Raw genomic sequence first — 24367 nt, forward strand, 5'->3', positions numbered from 1 at the left:
CGACTTGTTGATTTAGCCATACACACAAAGATAAGAAATGGTGCCCGTGGCACTTACGTTTTCGTTTCATTCCGCCTGCTTCTATGGCTAATTGATTAAGTGTAGCGGGAGACATATATCGATATAACTCTTCAGCGAATAAAGATAATTCTTGTTTTTGATTCATATTCATAAAAAACACGTCACCCTTTCTCATTAACATAAGAAAATAGTAACGTGCTTTTAACTTCAAAAATAGTCTAAATCCTTAAGTTGATGGATGTGGGGTAATTCCCCATATAATGAATAATGTTGTTAGCAAGAAGGAGATATAAAGTACACTGTTTTCTTTTTTTATCATAGAATCCCACCCTTATTTAATAAAGTTAACAATTATAATAATCATAACAATTAAGTTTTTAATTGTCAAAAAATTCCCTTTTTATAATGTGAAAGGATGCAATTTGTTTTAGGGAGGTAAAGAGCAATGTGTTCACGATATGTACAAATTATAGGAAGAAATAATATGAAATATTGCATTTTATATTGTTACATCCAGATTTTATGTTAAATTCTTGAATGGAATATTAAAATAGGGGGCAAGGATATGAACAAGAAATCAAAGATCAATAAAGTGATGCTTAGCATTAGTACAATGGCTTTATCGTTAGGCGCACTTCAAACTCATGCAGCAGCGGAAGAAAAAGTACCGTATAACGTGTTGAAAACGAAACCGGTTGGAATTGAAAAGTCGGTAGATGAAGTTGGACATATTTCAAAAGTTGATGAAACTTTATCATTTCAAGAACGTTTAAAAGTAGGAGATTTTTCACAGCGACCAGCATCTATTACGAAGAAAACTGCAGTAAAGCAAGTTAAAGAAAGCTATTCAATGGCTGATTTAAACAAAATGAATGATCAAGAATTAGTTGAAACGTTAGGCAGTATTAAGTGGCACCAAATTACAGACTTATTCCAGTTTAATGAAGATGCAAAGGCTTTTTATAAAGATAAAGGAAAAATGCAAGTCATTATAGATGAATTAGCTCATAGAGGTAGTACATTTACAAAAGATGATTCAAAAGGAATTCAAACGTTTACTGAAGTGCTGCGTTCAGCTTTTTATCTTGCATTTTATAATAGTGAATTAAGCGACTTAAATGAAAGAAGCTTTCAGGATAAATGTTTACCTGCTTTAAAAGCAATCGCAAACAATCCAAACTTTAAGCTTGGTACAGTTGAACAAGATACAGTCGTATCTGCATACGGTAAATTAATTAGTAATGCTTCAAGCGATGTTGAAACGGTTCAATACGCATCGAATATTTTAAAGCAATACAATGATAATTATACTACTTATGTAAATGATCGAATGAAGGGACAAGCAATATACGATATTATGCAAGGTATTGACTATGATATACAGTCGTACTTAACTGAAGCTCGTAAAGAAGCGAATGAAACGATGTGGTATGGAAAAGTAGATGGGTTTATTAATGAAATAAATCGTATTGCTCTTCTAAATGAAGTAACGCCAGAAAATAAATGGCTCGTTAATAATGGCATTTATTTTGCTAGCCGTTTAGGGAAGTTTCATAGTAATCCAAATAAAGGATTAGAGGTTGTTACACAAGCAATGCATATGTACCCGCGCTTAAGTGAACCGTATTTTGTTGCGGTAGAACAAATTACAACAAATTATAATGGTAAAGATTATAGCGGGAATACAGTAGATTTAGAGAAAATACGTAAAGAAGGAAAAGAGCAATACTTACCAAAAACGTATACATTCGACGATGGATCAATTGTGTTCAAAACAGGAGATAAAGTATCAGAAGAAAAAATTAAGAGACTATATTGGGCTGCGAAGGAAGTAAAGGCACAGTATCACCGTGTAATTGGAAATGACAAAGCGTTAGAGCCAGGAAATGCGGATGATGTATTAACGATCGTAATTTATAATAGTCCAGATGAATATCAGTTAAATAGACAATTGTATGGATATGAAACAAACAACGGTGGAATTTATATTGAAGAGACAGGTACATTCTTTACATATGAGCGTACACCGGAGCAAAGTATTTATAGTTTAGAAGAGTTATTCCGTCATGAATTTACTCATTATCTGCAAGGGAGATATGAAGTTCCTGGTTTATTTGGAAGAGGAGATATGTATCAAAATGAAAGGCTAACTTGGTTCCAGGAAGGAAATGCAGAGTTTTTCGCAGGATCTACTCGTACGAATAACGTTGTACCAAGAAAGAGTATAATTAGCGGATTATCATCTGATCCTGCAAGTCGTTATACAGCAGAGCGTACACTATTTGCTAAATACGGTTCTTGGGATTTCTATAATTACTCGTTTGCATTGCAGTCTTACTTATATACGCATCAGTTTGAAACATTTGATAAAATCCAAGATTTGATTCGTGCGAATGACGTGAAAAATTATGATGCATATCGTGAAAATCTAAGTAAAGATCCTAAGTTAAATAGAGAGTATCAAGAGTATATGCAGCAGTTAATTGATAATCAAGATACATACACTGTACCAGAAGTAGCTGATGATTATTTAGCTGAACATGCAACGAAGTCATTAGCAGCGGTGAAGAACGAAATTAGTGATACATTACCGATGAAAGATGCAAAAATGACAAAACATAGCTCTCAATTCTTTAATACATTTACACTAGAAGGCACATTTACAGGTAATGTAACAAAAGGTGAGTCAGAAGATTGGAAAGCAATGAGCAAAAGAGTAAATGAAGCTCTAGAACAACTGGCACAGAAAGAATGGAGTGGCTATAAAACTGTTACAGCATACTTCGTCAATTATCGTGTGAATAGCTCAAATGAATTTGAATATGATGTAGTCTTCCATGGAATCGCAAAAGATGATGGAGAAAATAAAGCTCCAACGGTTAATATAAATGGTCCCTATAGTGGTCTTGTAAAAGAGGGAATTCAATTTAAAAGTGATGGCTCAAACGATGAAGATGGAAAAATTGTTTCTTATTTATGGGAATTTGGAGATGGAAGCACAAGTGCAGAAGTGAATCCAGTACATGTATATGAAAGAGAAGGTTCTTATAAAGTATCGTTAAGAGTAAAAGATGATAAAGGCAAAGAGAGCAGAAGCGAAACAACTGTTACGATTAAAGATGGAAGTTTAACAGAATCAGAACCAAATAATCGTCCAGAGGAAGCAAATCGTATCGGGCTAAATAGTACGATAAAAGGCAGTCTTATTGGCGGGGACCACACTGATGTTTATACATTTAATGTAGCATCAGCGAAAGATATCGACATTTCTGTTTTAAATGAGTATGGAATTGGGATGACATGGGTACTTCACCATGAATCAGATATGCAAAATTATGCAGCTTACGGTCAAGCCAATGGGAATCATATAGAAGCGAAATTTAATGCAAAACCAGGCAAGTATTACTTGTATGTATATAAATATGATAATGGCGATGGAACGTACTCATTATCAGTAAAGTGAACTTTAATCAGTGGGAGTCTTACTGCCCGTTAACGCGGGGGAAAATAAGTGCTTTTCCAATGTATGTTTAACTTTACTTTTTGTGGAAAATAGTATATTATATAGATATATAATATATCGGTTATTTTCTAGGAGGAGCCTGTCACAATAGGTTTCTCCTGTTCTTTTTTAGAGGCCTGTCTTACAGGTTTTTCTTTAAAAGATAAATAACTGAAAATTAAGAACTATAATCTTTGAAAGAGGTGGGGCATAAACATAACAAAAAAGGGATTGTTTAAGAGAGGGGGATAAGAAATGGTTTTGTTTGGTTATCCACTTGAAACAATTTATTTATACGGATTTATTATTGCTACTATACTCACTGTTATTTATATCTTCTTTGGAGATATATTTGAATCGATATTTAGTTTTGGGGGCGGATCTGTATCCGTTGTTACTTTATTACTTAGTTTCTTCGCCATGTTATGTGGGCTTAGTTATATAGGAGAGTACTTATTTTCCTTTAATAGTATTACTATTTTCGGGGCTGCATTTGCTATATCTTTTATCGGTGTTTTCATCATGAAAATACTAATTTTAAAACCGATTGCAGAAGCAGAACAAAATACCGTACAACGTATGGATGAATTTATCGGTTGCAAAGGAGAAGTCATTACGACAATTCCTACAGAAGGATTTGGTGAAGTATTAATTTCATCCCAATTTGGAAGTAATGCAATCCCAGCTAAAACAGTTGGGAAAAAAGATATTTCGCAAGGAACAGAGGTTATTATCGAGGGAGTCCAAGATGGTGTTTTACTTGTACAAAACATCGCTTATTCTTTAAAGAAACCAAAATTATAAGGGGGAATTTACATGACGATTCCATTAATTATCGGTGGAGTTTTACTGGCAATTTTAATTCTACTCATTTTAGTATTCATTACGAAGTATCGTACGGTTGGTCCAGATGAAGCGTTAATTGTTACAGGGAACTGGCTTGGTGGAGGAAAGAATGTTGTTACCACTGATGATGGAAAGAAGATTAAGATTATCCGCGGGGGCGGTACTTTCGTAGTTCCAATTATGCAAAGAGCAGAACCTTTAAGCCTATTAAACTACAAATTAGAAGTTGGTACACGCGATACGTATACGAAGCAAGGTGTTCCAGTTACAGTAAATGGTGTTTCTATTATTAAAGTAGGTTCTACAATTGAAGAAGTATCTACTGCAGCTGAGCAATATTTAGGAAAAGAAACGGAAGAGTTAAAAGTAGAAGCAAAAGAGGTTTTAGAAGGTCACTTACGTGCAATCTTATCTTCTATGACAGTAGAAGATGCGTATAGTAATAGAGAGCAATTTGCTCAAAAGGTACATGAAGTAGCTTCTACAGATTTAAAGAAGATGGGACTTCGCATTGTTTCTTTCACAATTAAAGAAATAATGGATAAAAACGGATACTTAGATGCGCTTGGTCAGCCGCAAATTGCTACCGTTAAGCGTGATGCAACAATTGCGAACGCAGAGCGTGAAAAAGAAGCACGTATTGAAAAAGCACGTGCTGAGAAAGAAGCAAAAGAAGCTGAATATCAACGTGATGCTCAAATCGCTGAAGCTGAAAAACATAAAGAATTAAAAGTACAATCTTATAAGAGAGAGCAAGAACAAGCTCGAGCAGACGCGGATCTTTCTTACGAATTACAACAAGCGAAAGCACAACAAGGTGTTACAGAAGAGCAAATGCGCGTTAAAATCATTGAGCGTGAAAAGCAAATCGAGTTAGAAGAAAAAGAGATTGCGCGTCGTGAAAAGCAATACGATGCAGAAGTTAAGAAAAAAGCAGATGCAGATCGCTATGCTGTTGAGCAATCAGCGGAAGCAGAAAAAGTAAAACAAATTAAAAAGGCAGATGCGGATCAATATAAGATTGAAGCTGAAGCGAGAGCTCGTGCGGAAGAAGTACGTGTAGAAGGTTTAGCGAAGGCGGAAATCGAAAAAGCGCAAGGTCAAGCAAAAGCGGAAGTACAAAAAGCACAAGGTACGGCGGAAGCAGATGTTATTAGATTAAAAGGTTTAGCAGAAGCAGAAGCGAAACAAAAAATTGCCGAAGCATTTGAATTATATGGTCAAGCAGCAATTATGGATATGGTTCTTAAAATGCTTCCAAGTTATGCGAAGGAAGTTGCAAGTCCGCTTAGTAACATTGATAAAATCACAGTTGTCGATACAGGCGGCGGTGGTAAAAATAGCGGGGCCGGAAAAGTTGCAGGTTATGCGACTGATTTAATGGCAACGATGCAAGAAACGTTAAAAGCTTCTTCTGGAATTGACTTAAAAGAGCTATTAGAAGGATTTGCAGGAAAAGGAGCGGTACAACAATTGTCAAGCGATAAACCTGTTGTATCTGTAGTAGAAGATGAGAAAAAAGAAGTAGAAAAAGATAAAGAATAGTAAGGTGGAAAGAACCTCTAGTAAGTGAAATACTAGAGGTTCTTCCATGAATTATAATATTTCGAATAATATACATTTTTATACATTGTTTTAATTATTTAATTTATATAGAATGAAAAAGATATGTATCGATTCTTTATGATGTAGAAAAAATAGAGAGTCTCATCGATGCATTTAAATCGTATTATTTTTATAGAAAGATTAAATGTTAATTAATTACATTTAAAACGGCATGGAGGGGTAGAAGTATGTTTCAAGGGAAATTAAGGAGTAGTAGTTTAAAAACAAAGTTACTTGTATCATTTATTATTATTTTAATTCTTCCAAGTATTGTAATTGGTTGGACGTCTTATCAACAGGCGAAGACGAATTTTAATGAAACGATTTTAAACTCGGCTAAAGATAATATAAAAATTTTGGATAATGTAATTAATAAAGAATTGGATAGTAAAAAAGTAGATGCAACTTATTTTACGAAATTATTCAAACAATCAAGTTACCAAGCAGATCAAATTCAAAACATACAAAATAAACTAGAAGAATACAATAAACTGCATCCAGAAATGGAAGCAATCTATACAGGATCTAGTAATGGACAGTTCATTCAATCACCAGCTATTCAGATGCCAGATGGATATAACCCTACAGAAAGAGATTGGTATAAAGAGGCTGTGAAGAAAAGCGGAGAAGTAATTGTAACTCCTCCATATAAGTCAAAAACGACAGGGAATATTGTTATTACACTAGCAAAACAAAACGAGGATAAAAGTGGCGTTCTTGGGATTGACTTAATCATTAATGATATTGTTACTACTTCCAAGATGGTTAATATCGGTAAGGAAGGGTATGTAGCAATATTTGATCAAGATAAAAATGTAGTAGCGCACCCGACACTGAAGCCAGGAGAGAAATTAGAAGAGAAACTTAGTAAAGAATTGTATAAACAGGAAGCTGGGGATGTTCATTATTCATTAGATGGTGAAGATCGCAATATCACTTTTAAAACGAATAAGAAAACTGGATGGAAAATAGCAGGAATTATGCCTTCCAAAGAAATTATCCAAGCGGCTGAACCTATTTTCTATAAAACAATAACTGTTCTTGGAATTTCACTAATAATCGGTGGGATTGTAATTTACTTCATAATTGCGTCTATTATTAAACCGTTAAAACAACTTGTCATATCATCGAAGAAGATTAGTGAAGGTGATTTAACAGAATCAATTACAGTTCATTCTAAAGATGAAATTGGACAGCTAGGAGAAAGTTTTAACGAGATGGCTGCATCGTTACAAAGTGTCATTTCCAATATAAACACTTCAGCAAGTCATGTAGCGGCATCTTCAGAAGAATTAACAGCTAGTATGAAGCAGACAAGCGAAGCAACGGAACAAATTACACAGGCGATAGAGCAAGTATCAAGTAGTGCAGAAATACAAACGAAAGAAGTTGAAGAAGGAGCAACATTGTTAGAAGAAGTTACAGAAGGAATTCAGCGTGTTGCAGATAGTTCTTCATTAGTATCTACAGCCTCTATGTATACGAAGAAAAAAGCTGAAAATGGTGGGAAGTTAGTTGAACAAACAGTGAATCAAATGCAATTAATTCATGAGTCTGTTTCACAGTCAGACAAAATCATTGGTTTATTAGACGATAAGTCGAAACAAATTGGAGCAATCCTCGAAGTGATTCAACATATTGCAGAACAGACAAATTTATTAGCGTTAAATGCGGCAATTGAGGCTGCGAGAGCTGGAGAGCAAGGAAGAGGATTTGCAATTGTAGCAGATGAAGTGCGAAAACTAGCAGAACAATCAGGACAGTCTTCTACGGAAATTGGGAAACTAGTGAAAGAGATTCAATTTGATATAAAAGAAACAGTAAGCTCTATGAATCAAGTTGGAACAGAAGTACAATCAGGACTTGTAGTTGCAAATGAAACGAAGCAAAGCTTTGCCGAAATATTGAAGTCTACAAATGATACAGTTGTACAAATTGATAGCATGGTAGATGTAGCAAAACAAATGACGGTAGATGCAAAGCAAGTAAGTGCATCTATTAATGAAATTGCAGCTACGATTGAAGAAAATGCAGCAAGTGTTCAAAATATTGCTGGTTCCTCTGAGGAACAATTAGCTTCAGTAGATGAAATAAATGCAGCAGCAGTCCATTTATCACAAATGGCAGAAGAATTACAAGAGATGATTAGTAAGTTTAAAGTATAATAACAAATATTAAGAAACGAGTTAATAATTTTACTTCGTTTCTTTTTTTATGAAGAGAAAAAGAAAGAGATATAGAGTAACCGTGTTATGATTAAGTATAATTAAAGAGACTGTATATTCTTTAAATTCCATCTTTAATCATGTTAGGGGAATGGTTTTGAAATTTAAAAAATTAAAACTCCAACCGAGAATTACATTAACTATAAGTACACTTATTTTAGTTGTACTTATGCTAACGAGTTATTTATTTTATTACATATTATCTGAAACGGTAGAAGAGCAAATTGGGAAACGAGCTTTGCATGTTGCGAAAACAGTTGCTGCTATACCTGAAATAAAGGAAGCTTTTCAAAAAGAAAACCCAGCTTCTATCATTCAGCCGATTGCAGAAAGAATTCGAATGGATACAGAGGCTGACTTCATTGTAGTTGGAAATAAAGAGGGGATTCGATATGCGCATCCTGAGCGAGATAAAATAGGAGAAGCGATGATTGGTGGAGATAACAAAGGTGTTTTATTAGAAGGAAAATCATATGTTTCGAAAGCAACTGGATCATTAGGCCCTTCATTACGTGGAAAAGTTCCAATCCGTAATCAGGAAAATGAAATCATTGGTGTGGTGTCTGTTGGATTTTCAATGGATGATATTCATGGAGCGGTAGAGGTGTATGGAAAGCGTGTATTTTGGATTACAATAATAGGGCTATTAATTGGAGTAACCGGCTCTATATATTTAGCGGCAAGTATAAAAAGAATGATGTTCGGTATGGAACCAGAAGAAATTTCATCTTTATATGAAGAGCATAGTACAGTGATTCAATCTGTACGTGAAGGGATTATTGTAATCGATAAAAATGGCATGATTAGTTTAGTCAATCAAGCAGCCTATGATATTCTTTCGCTAGATAAACAACAAAATATTATTGGGGAATTTATTTTAAATGTAATTCCTAATTCAACGATACTAGATGTACTTCAAACTGGTGAAGAACAGTTTGATCGCCAATTAAATATAAAAGGACAGGCTGTTATTGCGAACCGTCTACCTATTAAAGTAAAGAATAAAGTAACTGGCGTTGTATCGAGCTTACGTTTGAAATCTGAAATGGATCAGTTAACAGCAGAATTATCTCAGACGAAGCAATATACAGAGGCATTACGAGCGCAAACGCACGAATATAACAATTTATTGTATACGCTTTCAGGTCTTATCCAATTAGAATCATACGAAGATGCTTTAGAGCTTATTCATAAGGAAACAGCGGTATATCAAGATTTTGTTCAATTTATTATGAAGCGGATTCAAAATCCATGGCTAGGTGGAATTTTAATTGGATTTTATAATAGAGCACGAGAGTTGAAGATTGATTTTATGCTAGATAGAGAAAGTGGTTTAGACAAAGTAAGTCCACATATTGAGAGTAATTATGTCGTTTCTATTTTAGGGAATTTAATTACGAATGCATTTGAAGCAATTGAAAAAAATGAAGAGAATGATAAGAAAGTAAGGATGTTTGTAACTGATATTGGAGAAGAAATATTAATTGAAGTGGAAGATTCAGGGCAAGGGATTCATGATGAAATAATTACTAGCATATTCTATAAAGGCTTTTCGACGAAAGAAGGAGGAGAGCGAGGATATGGATTAGCAAAAGTGAAAGAGTTAGTAGAAGATTTAAATGGAAGTATTGCAATTGAAAAAGGGGATTTAGGTGGTGCGTTATTTATTATTGCACTACCGAAAGAGAGAGGCGAATAGTAATGGGTGAGGAGATTGAAGTATTAATTGTAGAAGATGATATTCGGATTGCTGACATTCATCGTCGTTTTACTGAAAAAATTGAGGGATTTAAAGTAATTGGAACGGCAACGACTGGAGAACAAGCGAAAGAATGGCTAGAGCTTGTGAAGCCACAGCTCGTGTTATTAGATGTGTACTTACCTGATATGCAAGGAACGGAACTTGTCACATATATTAGGAATCATTTGCACGATACAGATATCATTATGATTACAGCGGCATCGGAAACAGATGTAGTGAGGCACGCCCTGCGGGGCGGAGTAACAGATTATATCGTAAAGCCACTAATGTTTGATCGATTTAAAGCAAGTCTAGAAGGCTATCAAAAAAAGATTATACAGTTAAAGAAGAACAATCAATTATCTACGGAACAAATTGAATATTTATGGTCTCAAAGAGGCGTGAAGGGAGATCAAATAGAATATGCCCCGAAAGGGATAGATCCTTATACTTTAGCGAAAGTAAAAAAGCATATGTTAACAGTTAATGAAGAAGGGATTACAGCAGAAATGTTAAGCTCAATGATTGGAGTAAGCCGATCAACGGCAAGGCGCTATTTAGAGTATTTGATATCTGGGAAGAAAGTCCACGCAGAGCTAATATATGGAAGTGTTGGGAGACCGGAGAGGCGTTATTTTCTTACTTCTTCATAATAAAAAACAGTAGAGGATTTTATTTCTTCTACTGTTTTTTTGCATCTTATATTGGAATAATCCCAATTACAATACCGGTAATTAACATAACCATTGTCGTTCCAACGGCCCACAATAAAGTGAAGCGTTGATGTTCACCGAAATCAACTTTGGCCATTCCGACCAATAAATAAGTGGAAGCGACAAGAGGACTTAATAAGTGAATGGGTTGCCCAAGTAAGGAAGCGCGTCCCATTTCAGCTGCACTAATTCCGTAAGTAGCAGCAGCCTTCGTTAAAATAGGCAATACCCCAAAGTAAAATGCATCATTGGACATGAAAAATGTGAATGGCATACTGAGAAGTGCTGTAATAATTGGCAATTGTGGTCCAAGTGCATCTGGTATAAGAGTTACTACACTGTTAGCCATTGCATCTACCATTTTTGTTCCAGATAAAATACCAGTGAAAATACCGGCAGCAAATACGAGAGAAACAACTGCTAATACATTCCCTGCATGAGAAGCAATACGTTCTTTCTGTTGCTCTAAGTTTGGATAGTTAATCATAACAGCGATAGCAAAAGCGATTGTAAATAAAACAGGTAACGGCATAACTTCTAGTATGAGACAGACAAGTAATGTAGCGGTTAATAAAAAGTTAATCCATAGAAGTTTAGGACGTTTATGCACTGCGGCTTCAACAGTTGCAGCTTGCTCATCCATTGTTTGCATTTGTTTTAAATACTGTACATCCATAATTCCTAAACGTTTTCTTTCTTTTTTTCCAAGATAGTAGGCAACGAAAACAACCCAAATTGCACCAGCAATCATTCCTGGAATAAGAGGTGTAAATAATTCGGAAGCCTCAAGTCCAAGTGCGCTCATAACACGAGCTGTGGGTCCACCCCAAGGTGTAAGATTTGTTACCCCCGCCCCTAACATAACAACTCCAGCTAATATGAGGGGGTTCATTCCAAGGCGCTTATATAGTGGATACATTGCGGAAACTGTAATCATGTATGTTGTTGTACCGTCACCATCTAGAGAAACGATAATAGTCAATATAGCCGTTCCGATAACGATTTTTAAAGGATCTCCTTTTACAAATTTTAAAATCTTACTAATGACAGGATCGAATAAACCGCTATCAATCATAATCCCAAAATATAAAATAGCGAACATAAGCATAATACCAGTAGGTGCTAACTTTTGAATCCCCTCTAACATCATAGGCCCCATATTGGCATAGAATCCGCCAATTAATGCAAAAACACTCGGAATTAATATTAATGCTACTAGCGCTGACATACGTTTCGTCATAATTAAAAACATAAAGACAAATACCATCGCAAATCCAAGTAGTGCTAACATGTAATTTCCCCCTCAAAAGAATGATTGCGCTTTCAAAATAGAATAAAAATTCAGAAAAAGGTTTTTTATTTATAATAAAAGCATCTATTCAAATGGTAAATAATTTGAAAAATAACATCATTAGAAGCATAATTTTTATTTTGTTCATTTTGTTCACGGTAGTTAATTTGAATTTTTAAAAAGTAAGCTGCTCCTCGTAAGAATGGTAGAATAAGATGAAAATAGTGAAGTGTGAAATAGGGAGTAGATGTTATATGAAAACGAGAATTGAAGAGATTTATAGCTCTTATGAAGGAAAAGTAGAGGAGATTTTTATTAATGAATCTTCTTACGTATATGAATGGGAAAAATTACTGATGATCCGAAAAAATGACGGTGAGCTTAAAAAAATCGCAGTCGGGATTAGTGGAAATATAAGGTTGGTAAATGTAGAAGTTGGACAGGAAATTAGTGCGGATACATTATTAGTTAAGTTAGAAGATGATTTGTTAATTACAGGTTGCGAGTGATGAGAGATGTGTAGAAATAACTACACATCTTTGTTTGTTTCCTATATTACAAAAAGCACATTGTTTTTTCACAAATATCACACAACCTTTTGGTATTCTTTTCGTGGAGTATACGGTTTCTAGGGAGGAATATTGATGAAAGTAAAATATGTCGTACTTGCTATATGTTTATGTTTCGTATTTACGGTAGTCGGGTGTGGAAAAAAGGAAACAGCAGCTGTTGCCATTGATGAGAAACATGATAAATGTGATATTTGCCAAATTGGGGTAACAGATAATCAATTTGCAACAGAAATTATTTTAGAAAATGGAAAAGCGTTAAAGTTTGATGATATCGGTTGTATGTATAAATGGATGGAGATTAACTCAGATGAAAAGACGAAAGAGAAATTTGTCCGAGATTATGATTCGAAAGATTGGATTTTGTTAGAAGACGCTACTTACGTATATGATAAAACAATAACGACACCGATGGCTTATAATGTCATTTCATTTAAAAATAAAAAAGATGCAGAGAGCTTTGTATCTAACTATAAGGGGAAAGTTCTTTCGTATAAAGAGCTAGCAGAGCATAAATGGGAAATGAATAAAGAGATGATGGGGAAACCGAAAGCAGGAAATCATGGTGGACATCATTAATAATAGAAAAAGACAACTATATAGTTGTCTTTTTCTATTATTACTCAGGTGCAAATATAGAAAAGGTGTAAAATTTTTAGAAGAACGGTTACAATGGAATATAGTAACCTAAAGCAATCATTTATCCCGCATTAACGGGCAGTAAGATCTCCACCTCAAAATTTAGTGAAAGCAAAGAAGTTAGGTGGAGTCGGGCTGCCCGTAAAAGCCCGACTGGTGTGGGCTAATAATTAGTGGTGGATGAACAAAACCCCCACTAATTAAAGTTTCACTTTATGTACTTTTTAGAAATGTATACAAATGCGGTAAAAACGTGCTAAACTAATTGCTTCATAATGTTAATGATGGGGCCATCAGGCGTATCATTTCAATAGGTTGAGAAACATAGTATAAGCTTAAGATAATCCGTTTAAAGAAGGAATCTAAAGGGCTTATGGATAAATGTACTCAAGAAGAGTTATTGTATGTGATGGAGGAATGGTTAAGAAAACATTATCTTTCATAGGAGCTGTAGTTGTGAGAAAACAAAAAATTTTATTATGTATTTTATTAGGACTTTTAATGACGGTAGTGGCTTGCGATAAGCAAGAAGAACCAGAATCGAGACCGGTTCATGTGAAAAATGAAAAGAAAAAAGAGAAGCATAAAGAACAGGAAGAATCTAAAGAAGAGAAAAGTATAAATTTAATGGACAAACAGTTGTTACTTTCAGCTACTCTTGGAGACACAGAGACAACTATGAAGTTGATTCAGGATGGAGCGAATATAAACGTAGAAGGTGACAACGGAGAAACGCCTGTCCTTGCAGCGACGTACCAAAATCATGTAGAGACAGTTAAAGCATTAATTGGTGCAGGTGCTAATATTGAAATTAAAGATGAGAAAAAAAGTAATCCACTTCTTTATGCAAGTAGAGAAGGATATACGGATATTGTAAAAGTATTAATTAATGCAGGAGTTAATACGAAAGAAACGACTAGGTCAGGTGGGACAGCACTTATTTCTGCATCTGAGCGTGGCCATGTAGAGGTTGTTAAAGAATTATTAGAGCATACAGATATTGATGTGAATTATAAAAATGAACGTGGTGGAACAGCGCTATTAGAAGCCATTGTATTAGGAAATGGTAGTGAAAACCATAAGAAAGTAATTCAATTGCTTATTGATCACGGTGCAGATGTAAATATGGCTAACAAGGAACATCTGACGCCACTGCAATACGCTGAAAAAAGAGGTTTTAAAGATATTGTAAATATGTTGAGGGTAGCTGGAGCGAATGAAGTAGTACAGCCACAACAAACAGTAGAGTAAAAAACGAAAAATAATCCCATTTAGATAGACAGAATGAAGAAATCAGTTAGTATGATGGATTCAGTAATGTGTATTTGAATGGGATTTTTGTTTTGAACATGAAAAATAGATTATGAATGGATGGTAAATGGAGTAAATAAGGAGGAAGCCTTATTTTGCAATTGTAAAAAATGAAAAGGTAGTTTCTGTTTGTTGCAGTGCAAGAAGTACGCCCGTAGCTGCTGAGGCAAGTGTGGAAACTTTAGCGGAGTTTGAAGGGACCGGATATGGTACTGATGTTGTTACAGCCTGGGCTATATCAATACAAGAGGAAAGGCGCATTCCACTTTATAGTACTGCTTGGGATAACTTTGCTTTGCAAGCAGTGGTAAGCAAACTAAAAATCATTAACTATGGAATGAATTTACATATTGATTGAATTTTAAGTATTGTTTCGTTCTTATTTTTATATTTAAATATATAGATTAATGTAAATGGTGATGTGGTGAATATTAACATTCGATTAACACCTAATTAACAATCTATCAAAACTGACTTAATAAATGCGTAATATAGTAAAGGTAACAAAATAACTAGGGTAGAGAACATTTGAGAACACCCACTTACATATAATATGCCACTTTCTTAGGTGTGCTCTATTCCCTAGAGTTCAAATAAGGAGAAAGGCGTTCTATGTAAGTAGGTGTTTTTAGTTTGGATAAAAATAGAACAGTTAGGTGGAATGAATGTTTGAAAAACCTTATATTGCGATGATAAAGGATTGGGAAGGATACAAAGCATACAAAAAATTGCCGAAAACAGTTTTTCTTATGACTGGTTCAATGCTGGAATTACCAGAGCGTGTATATGAATTGCAGAAACATGGACATGATGTATTTCTTCATTGTGATTTTATACAAGGCTTAAATACGAATACAGAGGAAGCGCTTTTGTATATTCAAGATGTTATCGGGGCACAAGGTATTATTTCAACAAAAGGTTCGACAATTCGAAATGCTAATAAAATTGGATTGAAAACAATTCAACGTATTTTTATTGTAGATACTTTATCTCTTACTAAATCAATTGAAAATTGTAAAACGACTAAACCGAATGCAGTAGAGATTATGCCGGGGATTATGCCTTCTATTATTAAACAGCTAGTAGAGGAACTAGAGTTTCCTATTATTGCAGGCGGGCTGATTCAAACTCGAGAAGATGCGGAAATTGCAATTCGTGCAGGAGCAAGTGCGATTTCAACAAGTCATTATGAAGTATGGATACAAGAAGAAAAAAGGAGTGCAACCTTGTGATTGAATTGAAAAATGTTTCAAAGGTATATAAAAATGCAGAAGAGACAGCGGTTAAAGGCGTATCGGTTCATATTAAGAAGGGCGAATTTTTTGTTTTAGTTGGACCTTCGGGATGCGGGAAAAGCACATTATTACGAATGATCGCTGGCTTAGAAGAGATTTCTTCGGGAGATTTAATTATTAATGAATGTGTTGCAAATGATCTAGAGCCGAAAGACCGTAATCTATCAATGGTATTTCAAAATTATGCATTATATCCACACTTATCTGTAGAAGAAAATATTTTATTTGGACTTAAGGTAAGAAAATTACAAAAAGAAGAGCGACAAAAGCGATTAATGGAAGCTATTGAAATGGTAGGACTGAAAGAGTATGTGAAAATGAAACCAGGCCAATTATCAGGCGGACAAAGACAGCGTGTTGCACTAGCCAGGGCAATTGTGAGTCAGGCACCAATCTGTTTAATGGATGAACCACTTTCGAATTTGGATGCGAAATTACGTGCGCAAATGAGAATAGAAATTAGAGAAATTCAGCAGCGATTAGGAATTACGATGATTTACGTTACCCACGATCAAATAGAAGCGATGACTATGGGAGATCGTATCATGGTTTTAAATAAAGGAAGTATACAGCAAGTTGGAACACCACTTGACATATATAACGAACCAGCAAACGAGTTTGTTGCAAGCTTTATAGGTTCTCCTTCTATGAATATAAATGATGGGGAAGTGAATAAAGAAAAAGGTGTATTACATATAGGGAAATTGCAAGTTCCATTATCTATTAGACAGTTAAAGCAATTACCAGAAGGAACAATTCGCATAGGCATGCGTCCTGAGCATATTGCACTGTCTGAGGAAGGACAAGAAGTGACGTTGCAATCTGTAGAAGTATTAGGGAATGAATCTATATTGAACTTTGCGGTAAATGGAACAACTTGGAGTGCGAAAGTTATCGGACAGTTACTCTTGAACAAAGGTGACAAAGTAAAATTATTATTCTCGCAAGAAAAGTTATGCTTCTTTAACGAAAACACGAATGAACGCTTAAAAGTGGTAGCTAAAGAAGAGTTGAAAGTGGTGGCGAAATAATGATCGAAGTAAGTAAGTTACCAGTTCAAACAAAGGTGTCAAAAAAGAAAAAATTATGGGGGAGAACGAAAGATTTAAGAATAGGATTATTGTTTTTGGCACCATCTATTTTGCTATTTTCGATTTTTCTGTTCTATCCATTGTTTAGGACGATTTACTATAGTTTTTATTTAACCGATATACATGGAGAAGCTAATCTTTTCGTTGGCTTAGAAAATTATCAATATTTATTCTCTGATCCAGCCTTCTACAAAAGTATAAAATCAACTTTATTATTTGTTTTATATACAGTGCCTACGAGTATTATATTTGCTTTGTTTCTTGCATTGATTGCAAATGGAAAGGTAAGAGGTATTGGGTTATTCCGAGTTCTGTTTTCTTCGACGATGGGAATATCAGTAGCTGCTAGTGCAGTGATTTGGCTATTTTTATTTCATCCAAGTGTAGGATTATTTAATAATATATTAGGCTCTATGAATCTTCCTGCAATCGCATGGTTAACGAGTCCGGACTGGGCACTATTCTCTGTATCAGTTACAACAGTTTGGGTGAATACAGGATTTGCATTTTTAGTTATATTAGGTGGTTTACAAAATATCGATACGTCTTTATATGAGAGTGCATCTATAGATGGTGCTAGTTATTTATATAAGCTTCACCGTGTTACATTACCGATGCTATCGCCAACTTTATTCTTTATTGTAACCGTAACGTTAATTAGTGCGTTCCAAAGCTTTGGACAAATTGATATTTTAACGCACGGTGGACCGAATGATGCAACGAATTTAATTGTGTACTCGATTTACAAAGAGGCGTTTGTGAATCATCAATTTGGAACAGCAAGTGCACAAGCAATGGTATTATTTGTTTTCATTTTCATTGCTACATTACTTCAATTTAAGTTTGCTGAGAGAAAGGTGCATTATAAATGATTGTTAAACAGTGGAAGCAAAATTTTCTATTATACATGCTGCTCATAATTAGTGCAGTAATGGTATTTTTTCCTGTACTGTATGCGTTTTTAATAAGCTTTATGACACCAGACGATATTCAAATGAGAAGGTTATTTCCAACTCAATTTACTTTTGATAATTTCATTAATATTTTTCAAAAAGTACCGCTTTTTACATACTTATATAACAGTTTAATTGTATCGATAGTCGTTATGATTGGACAACTTATCGTATCAAGCTTAGCGGCGTATGCTTTTGTTTTTCTTCAGTTTAAAGGGAGAAACTTAATTTTCTTCCTGTTTATTTCAACGATGCTGATTCCGTGGGAAGCAACGATGGTGCCTAACTTTTTAACGATTCAAAACTTTGGCTGGATTAATAGTTTTTCCGGGATGACAGTGCCGTTTTTTGCAACAGCTTTCGGTATTTTCTTGTTACGTCAACATTTTATGACAATTCCGAATGAACTGAAAGAAGCTGCATTTATTGAAGGGATTGGAAATATAAGATTTTTATTCAGCGTTGTAATTCCGTATTGTAAAACGAGTTTTATTACGCTTGGAGTATATAGCTTTTTAACAACATGGAATATGTATTTATGGCCACTTTTAGTGACCACTGATGAAAAAGTAAGAACAGTGCAAATCGGTGTAAAGCAGCTTCAGTCTCAAGAAGTTGCAACTGATTGGGGAAGCGTAATGGCCGGTGTTACGGTTATCGTTATTCCAACATTGATTTTACTATTTTTAGGGCAAAAGCAATTACAACAAGGATTAACAAAAGGTGCAATTAAATAACTAAGAGAAGGTGAGATTTAAATGAGTCTAGTTAAAAAAGGTGCTGCTCTATTAATGGTAGCAACAATGGCATTATCTAGTGCAGCTTGTTCAAATAGTAAAACAGAGGGAAAACCTGAAGCACAGGCAAAAGTAGCACCAGTTGAAAAAAATGGTGATAAAACTGTAATTCGCTTCTGGCATGCGATGGGTGGAAAAACACAAGGAGTATTAGATGGTCTTGTTGCAGACTATAATAAGTCGCAAAATAAATATGAGATAAAGGCAGAGTTCCAAGGGACATATGAAGAGTCTTTAACGAAATTTAGAACGATGTCTGCAACGAAAGAAGCGCCAGCTCTTGTTCAATCGAGTGAAATTACAACGAAATATATGATTGATAGTAAAAAAATAACACCAATTGATAGCTGGATAAAAAAAGATAAGTACGATACGTCAAAATTAGAAAAAGCAATTACAAATTATTATTCAGTTGATGGAAAAATGTATTCTATGCCATTTAATTCATCTACACCAGTATTAATTTATAATAAAGATGCTTTTGCAAAGGCGGGCTTAGATCCAGAGAAAGCTCCAAAAACATATGCGGAATTACAAGAAGCAGCGAAAAAGTTAACGATTAAAGAAGGCGGAAATGTAAAACAATATGGATTCTCCATGCTTAACTACGGTTGGTTCTTTGAAGAATTGTTAGCGACACAAGGTGCTTTATATGTAGATAACGAAAACGGCCGTAAAGATGCTGCAAAGAAGGCGGTATTTAACGGTAAAGAAGGACAGAAAGTATTTGGAATGTTAGATGATTTAAATAAAGCTGGCGCACTTGGAAAGTATGGAGCAAGTTGGGATGATATTCGTGCCGCGTTCCAGTCTGGACAAGTTGCTATGTATTTAGATTCTTCAGCAGGTGTTCGTGATTTAATTGATGCATCTAAGTTTAATGTAGGTGTTTCATATATTCCGTATCCAGAGGATTCGAAACAAAATGGTGTTGTTATTGGTGGAGCATCATTATGGATGACGAATATGGTTTCAGAAGAAACGCAACAAGGTGCTTGGGACTTTATGAAATATTTAACGAAGCCAGACGTACAAGCAAAATGGCATACTGCAACAGGTTATTTCTCAATTAATCCAGATGCATATAATGAGCCATTAGTAAAAGAGCAATATGAAAAATATCCACAGTTGAAAGTAACAGTAGATCAATTGCAAGCGACGAAGCAATCTCCAGCAACACAAGGGGCTTTAATTAGTGTATTCCCAGAATCACGAGATGCAGTTGTAAAAGCATTAGAAGCGATGTATGACGGGAAGAATAGTAAAGAAGTGTTAGATGAAGCTGCCAAAGCAACAGATAGAGCAATTAGCATTTCAGCTCGTACGAGTCAAAAATAAGAGAAAGCCGTATCCTTAAAAGGGATACGGCTTTCTTTATAGGGAGATAAGGGATCAAAGAAATGATGAAGTCTTATCTCTTTTATATGAGTAAAGGGTCTAGAGTGAATGTTGTCCTTTTCATTATTTATTTAACCCCATTGCGACTTGTTTACCATTTACGAAAACCTCTACTACCGCTACTACAACTTCCATTACTTTTTTCATCTCTCATCTCTCCTTATTTTTTGTTTCATTTCTTACTCTCAGTATAAGGAAATACAGTAATTACAACTATCGAATTGGATGACAAGAGACTTACATTGTTGTAAGGGTAATTGTTTAGTTTGTAATAAAGTGAAACTTTAATCAATGGGGCTTTTCTTCATCCCCCACTGATTATTAGCCCTCACCAATAGGGCTTTTACGGGCAGCCCTACCCCCACCTAACTTCTTTGCTTCCGCTGAATTTTGAGGTGGGGGGCTTACTGCCCGTTAATGCGGGGGAAATTTAATTCAAGGTTAAGATTCGGAATTTTCCGTTGTTTTGAACTATAATTAGAAAGAGGGGGGATAATATGAAAAGAATTCTTGTTATTAGTGATATTCATGGAGAAATAGAAAAGTTCGAACAGTTGTTGAAAGAAGCTCAATATAATGCGAAAAAGGATCAATTAATCTTACTGGGAGATTATGTAGATCGTGGTCCAAATGCGCGTGCTGTAATTGAAAAGGTAAAAGAATTGAAAGAAGAGGGAGCACTCATTTTAAAAGGAAATCATGAAGATATGATGATTAAGGCGTTAACGACAAATGAGGAACGTTCATGGAACCATTGGGTAAAAAGAAATGGTGGAGATAAGACATTATATAGTTATGGATTTGTAGAAGAAGATATTGCGGTTAATGAGAAAGACTTCCAAAAACCGATTTTACAATCTTCTGTATTAGAGGAACATATAAAGTTTATTCAAGAATTAGATCATTACATTGAAACAGAAGAGTATATATTTGTACATGCTGGGGTTGAGCCGATGAAACGAGTTTCTGAATCTGAACCATATACGTTAATGTGGATCCGTAATGAATTTCATAATGGATATAGCGGTGAAAAGGTTGTTGTATTTGGGCATACGGAAACAAAGACGCTTCATAGTAGTGAGGATTGCGGAGTGTATTTTGGTAGTAATCGTATTATTGGAATTGATGGCGGGGCTGTGTATGGTGGTCAGCTAAATTGTTTGGAGTTGCCAAGTAAAAAGGTATATGTAATAAAAAATTGAAAGAGATAAGAGGAATCTTATTTCTTTCAATTTTTTATTAAGGTAAATTTAAGACAAAGTTTTTATAATAAAAATTCAAAATTTGAGAAGGAAATAGTTGAAAATGAAATTACGTAATATAACTACATTCTTTTGTTATGAAGAGAAGAAATGTAATAATAAATAGAATTGAACTATTTGATGGAAGGTGAGAGCATGCGCTTACTTGTAATAGAAGATACTACTTCGTTATTAGAATCTATCGTACAAATTTTGCGTGATGAATTTGAAGTAGATACGGCAATAAATGGAGAAGATGGATTGTTTTTAGCGCTTCAAAATATATATGATGCAATTTTGTTGGATGTGATGATGCCAGGGATGGACGGATTTGAAGTGATTCAAAAAATACGTGATGAAAAGATTGAAACACCAGTCCTGTTTTTGACAGCGAGAGATTCTTTAGAAGATCGGGTGAAGGGATTGGACTTTGGTGGAGATGACTATATCGTTAAGCCATTTCAGGCCCCTGAATTAAAAGCGAGAATTCGCGCTTTACTACGCAGAAGTGGTAGTTTAACAACGCAGCAAACAATTCGCTATAAAGGGATTGAATTGTTCGGAAAAGATAAAGACGTTCAAGTAGATGGACAAGGTATTAAGTTGACATTGAAACAATATGAGCTACTAGAGTATCTCATTCAAAATAGCGGGAAGATTTTAATGCGTGAACAAATTTTTGATCGTGTTTGGGGATTTGATTCAGATACGACAGTAGCGATTGTAGAAGTGTATGTGCATCATTTACGTAAAAAATTAGAGCCATTCGGTTATCAGAAAGATATTCAAACCGTTCGAGGTATTGGATATATATTAAAAGAACAATGAGAAAAGGAAGTATGTTTCAAAAGACACGCATTCGTTTGACTATAGTGAATTCATTAGTATTTATCCTATTAATAGGTATATTAGGCAGTATTATTTATTCATACACATATAAGCGTATTTATAATGAAGTGGATCAATCTATAAAAATGATGGCCCAGTATAGAGAGAAATTAGATGTTAAAATACCACCAAGAAAACGCATGGAGAATATCCAGATTAGAGATCCGCGAGTAACTAGAATAACTTGGAATGGGAAAATAGTGAAAATAGAGGGCGATAACCGTAAATACCGTTCTATTTTTGAAGAGAATTTGGAAAAGTTTTCTCCAAAAAAATTAGGGGAGTTACAAGATATTGAAGTACAAGGACGATATTTTAGAGCATTTTCGCTTCAAAAAGATGGAGAAATAGTTCAAATCGTGCGAGATATAACAGCGGAAGAAAGAATGTTAAATACTTTATTTTTAATCCTCGTTATAGGTTGTAGCATAGGAAGCCTCTGTGCGATAGGTATCGGCTTTTTCCTAGCTGGCAGAGCACTTGTACCTATTCAAAATTCATGGGAGAAACAGCAGCAATTCGTTTCTGATGCATCACATGAACTAAGGACACCGCTTGCAGTTATTCAATCAAAAACGGATGTGTTATTCCAATCACCATCCGCTACGATAGAAGAAAAAGCGATAGATATTTCTACAATTTCAAAAGAATGTAGGCGGTTATCGAAACTCGTTAGTAATTTATTATTGCTAGCACGTTCTGATTCTAATCAAATTGAGATGGATAAGAAAACATTTGAACTTGATAAATTGTTAAAAGAAATAGTAGCTCCATATAAAGAGATTGCTTCTTATCAAGAAAAAGAAATGATACTAAAAGTAGAACGTGGTGTATCTTTTATGGGGGATAGAGAGCGGATTCATCAAATGATGGTCATACTGTTAGATAATGCGATGAAGTATACAAACGAAGGTGGGCATATTCAAATCGATTGTACGCAAACGAGTAGTTCAATTCGTATACAGGTGAAGGATGACGGGATAGGAGTGAAAGAAGAAGATATTCCGAAATTATTTGATCGTTTTTATCAAGGAGATAAAGCAAGAAGTACGTCAGAAGGAGCTGGATTAGGTCTTTCAATCGCAAATTGGATTGTAGAAAAGCATTATGGAAAAATATCAGTAGAGAGCAGGTGGGGAAATGGCACTGGTTTTGAAGTGATTTTCCCTAAAAATCAAAAAATATAAGTAAGAAGACGATCTTGTTTTTACAAGGTCGTCTTTTTTTAAGGGAAAGTTAAGAAACTATTTATATTATGTATGGCATAAAGAACGTTCGTTACATGAAGAAGAGACTAGGTGTATGTGAGTGGATTTTATCAATCATAATGTTATCTCAAGCAGAGATGAGATGTATGTATAGTATTAAAAAAATTATGGGAATGCTGAAAAAGAAAGTGTAAGAGGGAGGAATTAATTTTGAAAAAGAAAATGATGATGGTATTCACTATTGGAGTAATGAGTTTAAGCATATTAGGGGGTGCCTCTCCTTCTGAAACACAAAAAGGAAAGACAGATTACACGCAGCGCAGTAAAGAACAATTGAACAATGGTAAGATACATGCAGTGCATACAGAAGAAAAAGCAGAGGAACTAGGTATTGAAACGGAAGGAAAAGAACAAATTACATTAGAAAAAGAAATTCATGAAACAGAAGTAGGAAGGGAAGCAGAGCAGTTAGGTATTTCGATTGAAGGAAAAGATGTTGGGACGCTGTCAGAAGAAATCTATGAAACAAAAGTAAAGCAAGAAGCGTTAAAGCTAGGTATATCTATAGAGAATACATCAATTGTAGATTTAATTACTCAAATTAATACGATTAAAATTAAAGATGAAGCAGATAAATTAGGCATTTCTACAGATGGAAAAGAAATCGAAGACATCGCGGAAGAAATCTACGGAACGAAAGTAAGAGAAGAAGCAGGAAAGTTAGACATTTCTCAAAAAGGAAAAGAAATTGAAGAGTTAGCACAAGAAGTGTACGAACAAAAAGTACAGGAAGAAGCAAAAAAATATCATATTGATTTGTACGGTAAAGATATATATCAAATATTAAAAGAAATTAATGAACAAAAGGTGCTACAAATGGCAGATGAGCTTAATATGGATAAAATGAATATGAATATTCAAGAGTTAGCGGAAAAGATAAAAAAAAATCAGCCTGAAAAAGGAAAAGAACTAAATTTTGTACCGATGATTAGAACGGATGCTGACGCATTTTATTCTTATTTAACGAATTAAT

19 protein-coding genes and 2 pseudogenes are annotated in these 24367 nt (G+C 34.7%); 20 read left to right on the top strand and 1 reads right to left on the bottom strand.

Annotated elements, in window-relative coordinates; genetic code table 11:
• The first annotated feature begins 586 nt into the window (after positions 1-586).
• The 7 genes and pseudogenes from colA to BAQ53_RS02595 all read left to right on the top strand — a co-directional run bounded on the left by colA (position 587) and on the right by BAQ53_RS02595 (position 10593).
• Complete coding sequence (colA, locus tag BAQ53_RS02570; RefSeq protein WP_199718275.1) at positions 587-3484, top strand: collagenase ColA; 2898 nt, start codon at positions 587-589, stop codon at positions 3482-3484.
• Positions 3485-3778: 294 nt separating this feature from the next.
• Positions 3779-4327: an NfeD family protein gene (locus BAQ53_RS02575; RefSeq protein ID WP_000242447.1), complete on the top strand. Its 549-nt coding sequence runs from the start codon at positions 3779-3781 to the stop codon at positions 4325-4327.
• 12 nt (positions 4328-4339) lie between these two features.
• A complete protein-coding gene (locus BAQ53_RS02580) occupies positions 4340-5914 on the top strand; it encodes a flotillin lipid rafts scaffold protein FloT (RefSeq protein ID WP_000155019.1) in 1575 nt (524 codons plus the stop codon).
• Positions 5915-6162: 248 nt separating this feature from the next.
• A pseudogene (locus BAQ53_RS26525) lies at positions 6163-7197 on the top strand (HAMP domain-containing protein); the annotation flags it as partial.
• Between the two features lie 81 nt (positions 7198-7278).
• Complete coding sequence (locus BAQ53_RS26530) at positions 7279-8139, top strand: methyl-accepting chemotaxis protein (RefSeq protein WP_374221656.1); 861 nt, start codon at positions 7279-7281, stop codon at positions 8137-8139.
• A gap of 151 nt (positions 8140-8290) precedes the next feature.
• On the top strand, positions 8291-9898 hold the full coding sequence (locus BAQ53_RS02590; protein WP_244161468.1) for an ATP-binding protein: 1608 nt from the start codon (positions 8291-8293) through the stop codon (positions 9896-9898).
• Between the two features lie 2 nt (positions 9899-9900).
• Positions 9901-10593, top strand: coding sequence for a response regulator (locus BAQ53_RS02595; protein WP_046946723.1), 693 nt, complete (start codon positions 9901-9903; stop codon positions 10591-10593).
• Between the two features lie 46 nt (positions 10594-10639).
• Here the strand turns inward: BAQ53_RS02595 and BAQ53_RS02600 are convergent, their stop codons facing one another.
• On the bottom strand, positions 10640-11944 hold the full coding sequence (locus BAQ53_RS02600; RefSeq protein ID WP_000880465.1) for a CitMHS family transporter: 1305 nt from the start codon (positions 11942-11944) through the stop codon (positions 10640-10642).
• Positions 11945-12198: 254 nt separating this feature from the next.
• Between BAQ53_RS02600 and BAQ53_RS02605 the strand changes: the two genes are divergently transcribed.
• From BAQ53_RS02605 to BAQ53_RS02665, 13 genes and pseudogenes are all read left to right on the top strand, one after another.
• Positions 12199-12453 (top strand): hypothetical protein, encoded by a 255-nt coding sequence (locus BAQ53_RS02605; RefSeq protein ID WP_000857376.1) that lies wholly within the window; start codon positions 12199-12201, stop codon positions 12451-12453.
• Positions 12454-12588: 135 nt separating this feature from the next.
• Positions 12589-13092, top strand: a complete 504-nt coding sequence (locus BAQ53_RS02610; RefSeq protein WP_000865664.1) for a nitrous oxide reductase accessory protein NosL — start codon at positions 12589-12591, stop codon at positions 13090-13092.
• 441 nt (positions 13093-13533) lie between these two features.
• Positions 13534-14403, top strand: a complete 870-nt coding sequence (locus BAQ53_RS02615) for an ankyrin repeat domain-containing protein (protein ID WP_000287344.1) — start codon at positions 13534-13536, stop codon at positions 14401-14403.
• 142 nt (positions 14404-14545) lie between these two features.
• A pseudogene (locus tag BAQ53_RS02620) lies at positions 14546-14821 on the top strand (GNAT family N-acetyltransferase); the annotation flags it as partial.
• A gap of 307 nt (positions 14822-15128) precedes the next feature.
• The gene (locus BAQ53_RS02625; RefSeq protein ID WP_000462084.1) at positions 15129-15695 is read left to right on the top strand and encodes a glycerol-3-phosphate responsive antiterminator; all 567 of its coding nucleotides are present in this window, start codon (positions 15129-15131) and stop codon (positions 15693-15695) included.
• Positions 15692-16789, top strand: coding sequence for an ABC transporter ATP-binding protein (locus tag BAQ53_RS02630; protein WP_000571374.1), 1098 nt, complete (start codon positions 15692-15694; stop codon positions 16787-16789). The genes BAQ53_RS02625 and BAQ53_RS02630 overlap by 4 nt, the downstream gene beginning before the upstream one ends.
• Positions 16789-17721, top strand: a complete 933-nt coding sequence (locus tag BAQ53_RS02635) for a carbohydrate ABC transporter permease (RefSeq protein ID WP_000573804.1) — start codon at positions 16789-16791, stop codon at positions 17719-17721. Before BAQ53_RS02630 ends, BAQ53_RS02635 begins: the two co-directional genes overlap by 1 nt.
• Positions 17718-18539 (top strand): carbohydrate ABC transporter permease, encoded by an 822-nt coding sequence (locus BAQ53_RS02640; protein ID WP_208906466.1) that lies wholly within the window; start codon positions 17718-17720, stop codon positions 18537-18539. Before BAQ53_RS02635 ends, BAQ53_RS02640 begins: the two co-directional genes overlap by 4 nt.
• Before the next feature lie 21 nt (positions 18540-18560).
• Positions 18561-19937, top strand: coding sequence for an ABC transporter substrate-binding protein (locus BAQ53_RS02645; protein ID WP_208906467.1), 1377 nt, complete (start codon positions 18561-18563; stop codon positions 19935-19937).
• A gap of 557 nt (positions 19938-20494) precedes the next feature.
• The gene (locus BAQ53_RS02650; protein WP_000821985.1) at positions 20495-21199 is read left to right on the top strand and encodes a metallophosphoesterase family protein; all 705 of its coding nucleotides are present in this window, start codon (positions 20495-20497) and stop codon (positions 21197-21199) included.
• A gap of 195 nt (positions 21200-21394) precedes the next feature.
• Positions 21395-22066, top strand: coding sequence for a response regulator transcription factor (locus BAQ53_RS02655; RefSeq protein WP_001238549.1), 672 nt, complete (start codon positions 21395-21397; stop codon positions 22064-22066).
• On the top strand, positions 22063-23313 hold the full coding sequence (locus tag BAQ53_RS02660) for a sensor histidine kinase (protein ID WP_347876353.1): 1251 nt from the start codon (positions 22063-22065) through the stop codon (positions 23311-23313). Before BAQ53_RS02655 ends, BAQ53_RS02660 begins: the two co-directional genes overlap by 4 nt.
• Positions 23314-23544: 231 nt before the next feature.
• Positions 23545-24366 (top strand): hypothetical protein, encoded by an 822-nt coding sequence (locus BAQ53_RS02665; RefSeq protein WP_000728557.1) that lies wholly within the window; start codon positions 23545-23547, stop codon positions 24364-24366.
• The last annotated feature ends 1 nt before the right edge of the window (position 24367 follow it).

It is taken from the genome of Bacillus sp. B25(2016b) (assembly GCF_001679765.1).
In the GTDB taxonomy this organism is placed as follows: Bacteria; Bacillota; Bacilli; order Bacillales; family Bacillaceae_G; genus Bacillus_A; species Bacillus_A thuringiensis_K.

What these genes read in the sequence shown, in the direction of transcription:
- BAQ53_RS02625 (WP_000462084.1), top strand. Translation starts at nt 15,129, where the DNA reads ATGTTTGAAAAACCTTATATTGCGATGATAAAGGATTGGGAAGGATAC.
- BAQ53_RS02635 (WP_000573804.1), top strand. Translation starts at nt 16,789, where the DNA reads ATGATCGAAGTAAGTAAGTTACCAGTTCAAACAAAGGTGTCAAAAAAG.
- BAQ53_RS02600 (WP_000880465.1), bottom strand. Translation starts at nt 11,944, where the DNA reads ATGTTAGCACTACTTGGATTTGCGATGGTATTTGTCTTTATGTTTTTA.
- BAQ53_RS02575 (WP_000242447.1), top strand. Translation starts at nt 3,779, where the DNA reads ATGGTTTTGTTTGGTTATCCACTTGAAACAATTTATTTATACGGATTT.
- BAQ53_RS02645 (WP_208906467.1), top strand. Translation starts at nt 18,561, where the DNA reads ATGAGTCTAGTTAAAAAAGGTGCTGCTCTATTAATGGTAGCAACAATG.
- BAQ53_RS26530 (WP_374221656.1), top strand. Translation starts at nt 7,279, where the DNA reads ATGAAGCAGACAAGCGAAGCAACGGAACAAATTACACAGGCGATAGAG.
- BAQ53_RS02610 (WP_000865664.1), top strand. Translation starts at nt 12,589, where the DNA reads ATGAAAGTAAAATATGTCGTACTTGCTATATGTTTATGTTTCGTATTT.
- BAQ53_RS02655 (WP_001238549.1), top strand. Translation starts at nt 21,395, where the DNA reads ATGCGCTTACTTGTAATAGAAGATACTACTTCGTTATTAGAATCTATC.
- BAQ53_RS02595 (WP_046946723.1), top strand. Translation starts at nt 9,901, where the DNA reads ATGGGTGAGGAGATTGAAGTATTAATTGTAGAAGATGATATTCGGATT.
- BAQ53_RS02590 (WP_244161468.1), top strand. Translation starts at nt 8,291, where the DNA reads ATGGTTTTGAAATTTAAAAAATTAAAACTCCAACCGAGAATTACATTA.
- BAQ53_RS02580 (WP_000155019.1), top strand. Translation starts at nt 4,340, where the DNA reads ATGACGATTCCATTAATTATCGGTGGAGTTTTACTGGCAATTTTAATT.
- BAQ53_RS02650 (WP_000821985.1), top strand. Translation starts at nt 20,495, where the DNA reads ATGAAAAGAATTCTTGTTATTAGTGATATTCATGGAGAAATAGAAAAG.
- BAQ53_RS02640 (WP_208906466.1), top strand. Translation starts at nt 17,718, where the DNA reads ATGATTGTTAAACAGTGGAAGCAAAATTTTCTATTATACATGCTGCTC.
- BAQ53_RS02660 (WP_347876353.1), top strand. Translation starts at nt 22,063, where the DNA reads ATGAGAAAAGGAAGTATGTTTCAAAAGACACGCATTCGTTTGACTATA.
- colA (WP_199718275.1), top strand. Translation starts at nt 587, where the DNA reads ATGAACAAGAAATCAAAGATCAATAAAGTGATGCTTAGCATTAGTACA.
- BAQ53_RS02615 (WP_000287344.1), top strand. Translation starts at nt 13,534, where the DNA reads ATGTACTCAAGAAGAGTTATTGTATGTGATGGAGGAATGGTTAAGAAA.
- BAQ53_RS02605 (WP_000857376.1), top strand. Translation starts at nt 12,199, where the DNA reads ATGAAAACGAGAATTGAAGAGATTTATAGCTCTTATGAAGGAAAAGTA.